General features: G+C 77.4%; 4 protein-coding genes. 2 read left to right on the forward strand and 2 right to left on the reverse strand.

All coding sequences use genetic code 11. The features are described 5' to 3' along the window. On the reverse strand, positions 1 to 718 hold a 718-nt coding region (locus tag N866_RS16645), incomplete at its 3' end, for a hypothetical protein (RefSeq protein ID WP_034228531.1). 178 nt (positions 719 to 896) lie between these two features. On the opposite strand from N866_RS16645, the gene N866_RS16650 reads away from it, so the two are divergent. Next, positions 897 to 2,984, forward strand: a complete 2,088-nt coding sequence (locus N866_RS16650; protein WP_034228534.1) for a SpoIIE family protein phosphatase — start codon at positions 897 to 899, stop codon at positions 2,982 to 2,984. A 90-nt stretch (positions 2,985 to 3,074) separates the two neighbouring features. Next, positions 3,075 to 3,353 (forward strand): membrane protein insertion efficiency factor YidD, encoded by a 279-nt coding sequence (yidD, locus tag N866_RS16655; protein WP_034228536.1) that lies wholly within the window; start codon positions 3,075 to 3,077, stop codon positions 3,351 to 3,353. Positions 3,354 to 3,359: 6 nt separating this feature from the next. Here yidD and N866_RS16660 read toward each other — a convergent pair. Beyond that, on the reverse strand, positions 3,360 to 4,545 hold a 1,186-nt coding region (locus tag N866_RS16660; protein ID WP_034228539.1), incomplete at its 5' end, for an outer membrane protein assembly factor BamB family protein.

Genomic DNA, 4,545 nt, shown 5'->3' on the forward strand with positions numbered 1-4,545 from the left:
CGTCGGTCGGCGCGACCCGGTCGGTCGCGGGCTCCAGCGCGTACCGGGCGACCGCGAGCCGGTCGCCCTCGCGCCGGGCGACGACGACGTCGGCGCCGGCCACCGCCCAGCCGACCGTCCGCCCGTCCAGGTCCCACTCCGCCTCCACCCGTCCGTCCACCGGGTCGACGACGAGCAGGCGGCCGGGGACCTCGCCGAGGAGCTCGTCGGTGTTCGGTGCGCCGAACCCGGCGCCCGGGACGTCGCAGAGAAGGGCGGCGCCCGCCTCCTCGCACCGCGTCACCCCCGCGCGGGGCGTCCACCCCGCCGTCCACCGCACGCGCCCTGTCGCCGCCTCGCGGGCCTGGAGCGCGGGTGCCGTCCCCGTCCCACCCGAGCGGTCCGCCAGGAGCACGACGCCGGCGCCCACGCCGACCACGCGGTCGGTGGTCCGCCACCTCTCCACCAGCGGCTCGCGCAGGGAGGCGGTGAACCCGGGCTCGGGGGCCAGCCGGGCGACGTCGTCGTCGTCGCGCCGGTCGGCCGCCGCGGAGAGCCCGGACCCGCCGGCCAGGCCGGCGCCGAGCACGAGGAGCAGACCGAGCACCCACCACCGCCGCGCGCCGGACGGCCGCCGGTCCGGCACCGCGGCGCGGTCCGTGCCGTGGCTCGGCCTGCCGTCGCCAGCGTCCACGTCGGCGAGCTCGACGGGTGCGGTGCGCTCCCGGTCGACGCTCACCGGCCCACGGTACGACCGGGTACCTGTGAGGAGCCCGGGCCTGCGTCGGTGGGCGCGTCCCGCCTGGCCCGGACCGCCGTGCCCGCGCAGATCGTGTGCCCGGGCCCGGTCGTCGCGGTAGCGTTCCGGAGGACCCGGTGCGCCGACGGCCGCGCCGGAGCGGACGGGAGGAGGCGGCGTGGAGGACGCGCTGCGGCTCCTGGAACGGCTCGCCATGGAGGCCGCCGGAATCGGGTTCTACGATTGGGACCTCACGACCGGCCGCCTCACCTGGGACGCGCACCTCCTGGCGCTCTTCGGCTACACGGACGAGACGTTCGACGGGACCATCGAGGCGTTCGACGCCCGCGTCCACCCCCACGACCGGGTGCGCGTCCGCGAGACGCTGGACGCGGCGGTCGCGACGGCGGGCGAGTGGGGCGCCGAGTACCGGATCGTCCTGCCGGGCGGTGCGGTCCGCTGGGTCACGGCCCGCGGTCGCGCCATCGCGGACCCCGACGGGCGGACCACGCACGTGCTCGGCGCCGCGTTCGACACCACGGCCCACGTCGAGGCCGACGCCCGGGTCGTCCGCGTCCTGGAGAGCATGCCGTCCGCGTTCTTCGCGCTCGACGACGACCTGCGCTTCACCTACGTCAACGCTGAGGCGGAGAAGGTGCTCGGCCACGCGCGTGCCGAGCTCCTCGGCGGCTCGGTGCTGGACCTGTTCCCGGCGGAGCTCACGTCCCGCTTCGAGTCGGAGTACCGGACCGCCGTCGCGACCGGCCGGCCCGTGGCGTTCGAGGCCCACTACCCCGCGCCGCTCGACGGGTGGTTCGAGATCCGGGCGTGGCCCGGGCCCGACGGGCTGTCCGTGTACTTCGTCGACGTCACCGAGCGGCACCGGCAGCAGGACGGGCTCGCCCGGGCCGCCCGGCAGGCCCAGCTCGTCGCCGACGTCACCGCGGCCCTGGTGGAGACGCTCGACGCCGAGGTCGCGGTGGGCCGGCTGGCCCAGCTCTGCGTGCCGTCGCTCGCCGACTGGTGCATCGTCACGCTCACCGACGACCAGGAGGAGGCCCTCGACCGGCGGCACCTGCGCGACGTCGGCTGCTGGCACGTCGACCCGGCGCTGCGGGCCGCCGTGGAGAGCTACACCGCCCACCGGCTGCAGGCCCTGGGGCAGGAGTCCTTCGTCGACCGGGTCATCGCGACGCGGACCGCGCAGCCGGTGCCGGAGCCGGCGCACCGGACCATCGCCGCGCTCCTGGCGGACGGCGAGGCGAAGGACATGCTGGCGGTCCTGCGGCCCGAGCACGCCGTGCTGCTCCCCCTGCGCGCCCGCGGCCGGATCGTGGGGATCCTCAGCCTGTTCCGGGACGCGGACCACGGGCCGTTCACGCCGGAGGACCTCACGACCGCGTGGGAGGTGGCCGGACGGGCCGGGCTCGCCCTGGACAACGCCCGCCTGTACCGCCAGCAGCGCCTCCTCGCCGAGGCGCTCCAGCGCTCCATGCTGACCGACCCGCCGGAGCCGGACCACGTCGAGATCGCCGTGCGGTACGAGCCCGCCGCGGAGGCCGCGCAGATCGGTGGGGACTGGTACGACGCGTTCCTCCAGCGCGACGGCGGCACCGTGGTCGTCATCGGCGACGTCGTCGGTCATGACATGGCGGCCGCCGCGTCGATGGGCCAGCTCCGCTCGCTCCTGCGGGGCATCGGCGTCGCGACGGGTGCCGGGCCGGCCGACCTGCTCCGGGAGGTCGACGAGGCGATGCGGACGCTCCAGACGCCCACGGTGGCGACCGCCCTGGTGGCGCGGATCGAGCAGACCGTCGCCGAGCGCGAGGCGGGCGTCTGCCGCGTCCGGTGGTCCAGCGCCGGGCACCTGCCGCCGCTGCTCGTCGACCGGGACGGGATCGTCGCCGCCCTGGGCGGCGAGCGCTCGGACCTCCTGCTCGGGGTGGACGCCGACGCGCTGCGCCGCGAGTGGCTCATCACGGTCGAGCGCGGTGCGACCCTCCTGCTGCACACCGACGGCCTCGTCGAGCGGCGCGGCACGGACCTGCTCGAGCGTCTCCAGGAGCTCCAGGACACCCTCGGCGAGCTCGCCGGCCTGCCGCTGGAGGAGCTCTGCGACGCCCTGCTCGCCCGGCTCCTCCCGGGGCACCCGGAGGACGACGTCGCGCTCGTCGGGGTGCGCCTGCACCCCCAGGACCGGGCCCGTCCCGCGGAGGCGGGCCCCAACCGCGTGCCGCCGGACGTGCCGGACGACCCGGCGACCTGACCGCGGAGGCGGACGCCGGCGGGCCCACGGCCGTCGCGCTCACCGCGCCCTGCCGCGCGCCGGGGGCGGACGCCACCTAGCGTGACGCGCATGCCCGCAGCAACCCGCGCCGCCGACGCCCTCATCCGCAGCTACCAGCGTCACCTGTCGCCCCGGAAGGGCTTCACGTGCGCCCACCTCGTCGCGCACGGGGGTACGTCCTGCTCCGCGGCAGTGCGCGGGATCGTCGGGCGGCGCGGCCTGGTGCGCGGCGCCGTGCCGACCGCCCTGCGCTTCGTCGCGTGCTACCAGGCCGCCCTGCTCCTGCAGCAGTCGAACGTGCAGGGCGTGTGCTGCTGCGGCGGCATCCCCATCCCGTTCCGCTTCTGACGCCCCTCAGCCCAGCACGACGACGTCCCCGCCGCCCTGCATGACCCCCCGGCCGCCGACCCCGTAGACCCACAGCGACGCCGGGGGCGCGGGGACGACCCAGGCGTCCTCGCCGGTCGTGAGGTCGATCGCGCGCAGGACGAGCGCGCCCTCCTCGTCCAGGTCCGTGACGACGAGCCGGCGGCCGTCGGTGAGGGGCCGGGAGAAGAGGGTCTGCGTCGTCGTCGGCGCCGGTGCGGACCACCGGACGTCGCCGGTCCGGACGTCGACCCCGAGGAGCCGGTCGCCGTCCGGCAGGACGACCATGCCGTCGAGCCGCAGCGGGAGCGCGGGCGGCTGCAGGTAGCCGCCGTCCCCGCGCTCCCACAGCGCCTCGCCGGTCCGCAGGTCGACGGCGGTCATGAGCGGCGTGAGCGTCAGGACGACCTCGGGAGCGGAGCCGTCCGTGACCCGCTCGGTGACCGGCCCGCCCGGCAGGTCCGAGACCGGGCGACCGTCGCCGTCGAACCACCGGCCGCGCAGCGGGGACCGCCACACGCCGAACCCCTCCGGTCCGGTGAGGACGTCGACGCGCCGGTAGCCGCGGGCCGGCTCCCAGGCCCCGAGCAGCCTGCCGTCGTCCGCGCGGACGACGGCCCCGACGGCGCCGCTCACGGTGACGAACCCGTCGCGCGCGTCCAGCAGGAGGGGCCGGGCGTCGCCCCCGCCACCCAGCGGCACCGAGACCCTCCAGCGCGGGACCGGCGCGTCGCCCTCGGCAAGCCCCGGCGTGACCCGGACGACGACGAGGCGCGCACCCTCCCGCACGGCGACCAGCAGGTCCCCGTCCAGGAGGTCCCAGTCGACGACGTCGCCCGGCAGGGGCGTCCGGGCGACCAGCGCACCGTCGCGCAGGTCGAGGTGGAGCACGGCGTCCTGGGGCGACCCCGCCGAGCACACGGCGAGCCCGCCGACCTCGTCCACGACGCACCCCTCGGTCTCGGCCAGGTCCGGCGGAGCGGGGTCGAGGGACCACCGCACGGCGCCGGAGCCCGCGTCGAGCGCGGCGAGCCCCGCCGGACCGTCCGCGGGCGCCCGCACGAGGACGGTGTCGCCGTCGACCGCGAGCAGCCGGCCGGCCTCGACGCGCAGGGTCTCCTGCAGCGGGTCGCGCAGCCCTGCGCTGACGCCGGGGACCTCCGCGTACGCGGCG

The sequence above is a fragment of the Actinotalea ferrariae CF5-4 genome (genome assembly GCF_000603945.1).
Lineage (GTDB): Bacteria > Actinomycetota > Actinomycetes > Actinomycetales > Cellulomonadaceae > Actinotalea > Actinotalea ferrariae.

Bases quoted from the DNA above. Each gene is read 5' to 3' on its own strand.
- yidD (WP_034228536.1), top strand. From the start codon at position 3,075: ATGCCCGCAGCAACCCGCGCCGCCGACGCCCTCATCCGCAGCTACCAG.